We start from the raw sequence: 5,310 nt of genomic DNA, 5'->3' as shown, positions 1-5,310 counted from the left end.
GGGGGAGGGCAGCTCGGGCAGGCGGGGGCTGGGGTCGGGGGTGTGCAGCTCGTGCGCCACCTCGAGGGCGACGGCGACGTTCGCCGGTCCGGAGACAGGGGCCTGGTGCGAGACGCGCTTGATCATGACGTTCTCCCTGCTGCTCGGTACTGCGGTGGTGCTCGGGTACGTGCTGTCAGCTCGTGGCACCCGCCCGGAGCTTCGCCAGGTCGGCCTTGACGGTGTCGACGGGGATGGCGAAGCCGAGTCCGATGCTGCCCGCGTCCGAGGACGAGGAAGCCCGGGAACCCGAGGAGTACATGGCCGAGTTGATCCCGATCACCCGGCCGGAGGCGTCGATGAGGGCGCCGCCGGAGTTGCCGGGGTTGAGTGAGGCGTCGGTCTGGATGGCCTTGTAGGTGGTGGTGGCGGAGCCGGTGTCGCCGTTGAACTGGCGGCCGCCGAACTGGAACGGCCACTGCTCGTCGCCGTCCTGTCCCTGTCCGCCCTGGCTCTCGTCGGTGGAGACGGTCACGTCCCGGTCGAGCGCGGAGACGATGCCGCTGGTCACGGTGGAGGTCAGCCCTTCGGGGGAGCCGATCGCCACGACCGTGTCACCGACCTGGACGCCCGAGGAGGTGCCGAGCGGCGCCGCCTTGAGCCCCGACGCGTCCTCCACCTTCAGCAGCGCCAGGTCCCTGGAGCTGTCGGTGCCGACCACGCGGGCGGTGCGGCTGGTGCCGTCGCTGGTGCGCACCTTCACCGAGGAGGCGCCGGAGACGACGTGGTTGTTGGTGACGATCTCGCCCTGGTCGCTGACGATCACGCCGGAGCCGGTGGACGAGCCGTTCGCGAGGGTCGCGTTGACCTCGACCACACTCGGGGTGAGCGCCGCGGCGATGTTCGCCACGTCGCCCTTCTTGCCGGCCGCGACCACCGGGGTGGCCGTGTCGGTGGCGGTGGTGCCGTGCCCGGTGAGCTGCTGGAAGGCGTAGGCGGTGCCTCCGCCGACCGCGGCCGCGACCAGCGCGACCGCCGCGAGCAGCGTGACCGGACCACCGGGACGCTTGCGCCGGTGCCCGGCCCCCGGCCCCGTGGCGGGGGCGTGGGCCGGCGGGGGAGGCCACTCGGGGTGCGCACCCGCCGCGGGGAAGGCCGCGTACGGCTGTGCGGGAGTTCCCTCGGGGGGCTCGTCCTCGTGGCCGCCGCTGCGGCGCGTGCTCTCGGTCATACGAGGAGCATGTCCCGCGACCATGAGAGCTTCGTGAGGCCCGGCTGAGAAGCCCGGCAGAACCGCCTTCGGTTCCTATGAGACCCCGCTGACCTGCGGATTCAGCTACCGCAGCCGCAGCTCGCGCGGACCCGGAGACGGGATGGGAAGGTCTTCAGCCGCTCCCGGCGGGAGCCCGCCACGCGCAGGCCGTCGTCCAGTACCAGGTCGACCGCCGCGCGGGCCATCGCCGGACGGTCGGAGGCCACCGTGGTCAGCGGCGGGTCGGCGAGCGCCGCCTCCTTGATGTCGTCGAAGCCGGCCACCGCCAGCTCGCCCGGCACGTCCAGCCGCAGCTCGCGGGCGGCCCGGAGCACCCCGATGGCCTGGTCGTCGGTGGAGCAGAAGATGGCGGGCGGCCGGTCCGGTCCGGCCAGGATCTTCAGCGCCACCTTGTAGGCGTCGTAGCGGTTGTACGCGGCCTCGAAGAGGCGGCCCTCGGTGGACAGGCCCGCCTCGGACATCGCCCGGCGCCAGCCCTCCACGTGGTCGGAGACCGGGTCGCCCACGGCCGGGGTGTCGGCGGTGCCGCCCATGCAGGCCACGTACTCGTACCCGTGCTCCAGCAGGTGGCGGACGGCGAGCTGGGCGCCGCCGAGGTCGTCGGTGGTGACGGCGACGTCGTCGATGGCCTCCGGGCGCTCGTGCAGCAGCACCACGCGGGCGTCCCACGCCTCGATCTCGGCGGCGGCCTGGTCGTTCAGCGCGTGCGAGACGAGGATGAGACCGGAGACCCGCATGCCGAGGAACGCCCGCAGATAGTGGACCTCGCGCTCGGCGATGTAGTCGGTGTTGCCGACCAGGACCATCTTTCCGCGCTCGGAGGCGGCCTGTTCGACCGCGTGCGCCATCTCCCCGAAGAAGGGCTGGCGGGCGTCCGGGATGATCAGACCTATCAGGTCGGTACGGCGCGAGGCCATCGCCTGGGCCACCCGGTCCGGGCGGTACCCCAGCTCCTGGATGGCCGCGAGGACACGCTCGCGCGTGGCCGGGGCGACCGGCCGGGGTCCGTTGTTGATGACGTAACTGACCACGGCGGTCGAGGTCCCCGCCAGCCGTGCCACATCATCCCGAGTCACCTTCGCCACGCGCGGAGTCTACGCGGATTGACCCGCTCTGGGCAGGGCATTCGTGGCGTGGACCCTGGGCCGGAGACAGCCGGGGGTGCCCTGGCACTACCCCGGCCGCAGCGGCTTTAAGCGTCTGCCGCGACCCCGCTGTCCTCGCGGACGGTGGAGGCGTCCCCTTCCGCCGCCTTTGCCCGCCCGGACGCGGCCCGCCGGGCCTCGGCACGGGCCTCCTCGGCGGCCCGGTCGGGCTTCTCGGGGGTGACGAAGCGGTATCCCACATTGCGGACGGTGCCGATCAGCGACTCGTGCTCCGGGCCGAGCTTGGCCCGCAGCCGCCGTACGTGCACGTCCACGGTGCGGGTGCCGCCGAAGTAGTCGTAGCCCCAGACCTCCTGGAGGAGCTGGGCGCGGGTGAAGACGCGGCCGGGGTGCTGGGCCAGGTACTTCAGCAGCTCGAACTCCTTGAAGGTCAGGTCGAGCACCCGGCCCTTGAGCTTCGCGGAGTAGGTGGCCTCGTCCACGGAGAGGTCGCCGTTGCGGATCTCCATGGGGGAGTCGTCGGTGACGAGCTGCTGGCGGCCCATCGCGAGCCGGAGCCGGGCCTCGACCTCGGCCGGGCCCGCGGTGTCCAGCAGGACGTCGTCGATGCCCCAGTCGGCGGTGACGGCGGCGAGCCCGCCCTCGGTGACCACCAGGACCAGCGGACAGCCCGGCCCGGTGGAGCGCAGCAGCTGACACAGGCTGCGCACCTGCGGGAGGTCCCGGCGGCCGTCGACGAGGATGACGTCGGCACCGGGGGTGTCGACGAGTGCGGGACCCTCCGCCGGGGCGACCCGCACGTTGTGCAGCAGCAGGCCGAGAGCGGGAAGCACCTCCGTCGACGGCTGGAGGGCGTTGGTCAGGAGCAGCAGCGAACTCATACGTCTGGTTCCTCCTCGGTCCCTGCGAGGACACCTCCGGTGCGGTACCGAAAGCACAAAAGGACTCGGGGGCTTCACTGCCCGAGTCCTCTGCCCAGCAGAATAGCCCACATGAGCAACCGTCCGGCGGGTCATGCGACACGTTCCACCATTCGTCCGAATTCCGAGACGGGTCAAGGCCCCGGTGTCCGGACTTTTCTGCGTACGGCCGACGGAATCGCCGTCGATTCCGTATACGATCCCGGACCCGTCGTATACGAAACGGGCCCGGCCGGGCTGGTCTTCGTGGTCGCGCACGGCTTCACCGGGGACGTGGACCGGCCGCACGTGCGCCGGGTGGCCCGCGCGCTGGCCGCGTACGGGGCGGTGGTGACCTTCTCCTTCCGGGGCCACGGCGCCTCCGGCGGGCGCTCCACGGTGGGCGACCGGGAGGTCCTGGACCTGACGGCGGCCGTGGACTGGGCGCGCGGCTTCGGGCACGCGCGCGTGGTGAGCGTCGGCTTCTCCATGGGCGGCTCGGTGGTGCTGCGCCACGCGGCACTGAACCCCGGCACGGTCGACGCGGTGGTCTCGGTCAGCTCGCCCGCCCGCTGGTACTACCGGGGCACCGCGCCGATGCGCCGGCTGCACTGGCTGGTCACCCGCCCCTCGGGCCGGCTGGTCGGCCGGTACGGCTTCCGCACCCGCATCCACCACCGCGATTGGGACCCCGTGCCGCTCTCCCCGGTGGAGGCGGCCGCCCGGCTGGCGCCGGTCCCGCTGCTGGTGGTGCACGGCGACAGCGACGGCTACTTCCCGCTCGACCACCCCCGGATGCTCGCGGACGCGGCCGGGGAGGCGGGTGAACTCTGGCTGGAGCCGGGCATGGGCCACGCGGAGAACGCGGCCGGGGAGGAGCTGCTGGCCCGGATCGGCCGCTGGGCGCGGGCGCGCACCGGGCGGGGGACGGACTAGCCTGGGCGGCACCGTCTTTATTTGTTGTTTCCGCTGTCCGATGAGGAACGAGATGCCCAAGGTCACGGTGCGCTACTGGGCCGCCGCCAAGGCCGCGGCCGGCACCGCCGACGAACCGTACGACGCCGGAACGCTCGCCGAGGCGCTGGCCTGCGTGCGTGAACGGCACCCCGGCGAACTCACCCGCGTGCTGCGAAGGTGCGCGTTCCTCGTCGACGGCGCTCCCGTCGGGACCCGCGCGCATGAGACGGTACGGCTGGCCGAGGGCGGCACGGTCGAGGTGCTCCCGCCGTTCGCAGGAGGATGAGGCGTTGAGCGACCAGCAGCGTTACGAGGGCGGCCCGTACTCGGGGTACGACCCCTACGGGCAGCAGCGGACCCCTGGTAACTGGGCCCCGCCACCGGAGCAGCCGCAGTTCCCGAATCCCTACGCCGAGCCCTACGGGGCCCAGCAGGGCGCGGCCCAGCAGTGGCAGGGGCAGACCTGGGACACCCAGAACCACGCGTGGGTGCCGGTGGCCGAGCAGCCGTACCAGCAGACCCCCGCGCCGGTACAGGAGCCCGAGCCCGCCTTCGGCCCCGCCACCCTCGCCGGGAACGCCCGGATCACCGACGCTCAGCGGGCCCGGCTCGAGGGCCGTTCGCCGATCATCGAGCCCGGCATCCAGCCGGCCGCGCTCACCGCGCTGCTCGGCGTCCTGCTCGCGGTGGCGGCGCCGCTCGGCTCGTACGCCCTGGTGGTGCCGCTGGTGCTGCTCCAGGCCGTGACGGCGGCCGGCTGGTTCCGGCTGAACGGCATGTGGCCCGCCCGGCAGGGCATCGCGCTGGCCTTCCTCGGCGGCCTGGTCGCCGACGTGGCCGTGCTGGCGGCGGGCCGCGAGCAGGCACCGGTGGCGATCCTCGGGCCGCTCGGCATCTGGGTCCTGCTGGCCCTGGTCCTCCAGCTCCGCTCGCACGCCTCGCCGGACGAGCGGATGTACGGCCTGATGGCCACGGTCGCCTCCTCGGCGCTCGCCATCCTCGCCACCGGTTACCTGGGCGCGGCCCCGGCCGCGGTGTCGGTCGGCGCGGCGGCCGTCGCGGTCGCCGTCCTGGCCCGCGCGCTGCCCGTGCCCAC

Annotated in this window: 6 protein-coding genes; 3 read left to right on the top strand and 3 right to left on the bottom strand. The window is 73.2% G+C overall.

Annotated features, from left to right (window positions below):
• Nucleotides 1–175 precede the first annotated feature (175 nt).
• From GT030_RS27710 to GT030_RS27700, 3 genes are all read right to left on the bottom strand, one after another.
• On the bottom strand, nt 176–1,210 hold the full coding sequence (locus GT030_RS27710; RefSeq protein ID WP_161203427.1) for a trypsin-like peptidase domain-containing protein: 1,035 nt from the start codon (nt 1,208–1,210) through the stop codon (nt 176–178).
• A gap of 101 nt (nt 1,211–1,311) precedes the next feature.
• Nucleotides 1,312–2,337 (bottom strand): LacI family DNA-binding transcriptional regulator, encoded by a 1,026-nt coding sequence (locus tag GT030_RS27705; RefSeq protein WP_161203426.1) that lies wholly within the window; start codon nt 2,335–2,337, stop codon nt 1,312–1,314.
• 107 nt (nt 2,338–2,444) lie between these two features.
• Complete coding sequence (locus GT030_RS27700) at nt 2,445–3,239, bottom strand: response regulator transcription factor (RefSeq protein ID WP_161203425.1); 795 nt, start codon at nt 3,237–3,239, stop codon at nt 2,445–2,447.
• Nucleotides 3,240–3,350: 111 nt separating this feature from the next.
• Here GT030_RS27700 and GT030_RS27695 point away from each other — a divergent pair, with 111 nt between their 5' ends.
• The 3 genes from GT030_RS27695 to GT030_RS27685 form a co-directional block, all read left to right on the top strand.
• Nucleotides 3,351–4,193 (top strand): alpha/beta fold hydrolase, encoded by an 843-nt coding sequence (locus tag GT030_RS27695; RefSeq protein ID WP_161203424.1) that lies wholly within the window; start codon nt 3,351–3,353, stop codon nt 4,191–4,193.
• 52 nt (nt 4,194–4,245) lie between these two features.
• Nucleotides 4,246–4,500, top strand: a complete 255-nt coding sequence (locus GT030_RS27690) for a MoaD/ThiS family protein (protein ID WP_161203428.1) — start codon at nt 4,246–4,248, stop codon at nt 4,498–4,500.
• Nucleotides 4,501–4,504: 4 nt separating this feature from the next.
• Nucleotides 4,505–5,310: hypothetical protein (locus GT030_RS27685; RefSeq protein WP_161203423.1), on the top strand; the 806-nt coding region annotated here is incomplete at its 3' end.

It is taken from the genome of Streptomyces sp. SID1328, assembly GCF_009865595.1.
Classification (GTDB): domain Bacteria; phylum Actinomycetota; class Actinomycetes; order Streptomycetales; family Streptomycetaceae; genus Streptomyces; species Streptomyces griseoluteus.
This window is presented reverse-complemented; position numbering and strand designations above follow the sequence as displayed.

Coding starts and splice junctions, on each gene's coding strand:
- GT030_RS27695 (WP_161203424.1), top strand. CDS start 3,351: ATGAGCAACCGTCCGGCGGGTCATGCGACACGTTCCACCATTCGTCCG.
- GT030_RS27700 (WP_161203425.1), bottom strand. CDS start 3,239: ATGAGTTCGCTGCTGCTCCTGACCAACGCCCTCCAGCCGTCGACGGAG.
- GT030_RS27710 (WP_161203427.1), bottom strand. CDS start 1,210: ATGACCGAGAGCACGCGCCGCAGCGGCGGCCACGAGGACGAGCCCCCC.
- GT030_RS27690 (WP_161203428.1), top strand. CDS start 4,246: ATGCCCAAGGTCACGGTGCGCTACTGGGCCGCCGCCAAGGCCGCGGCC.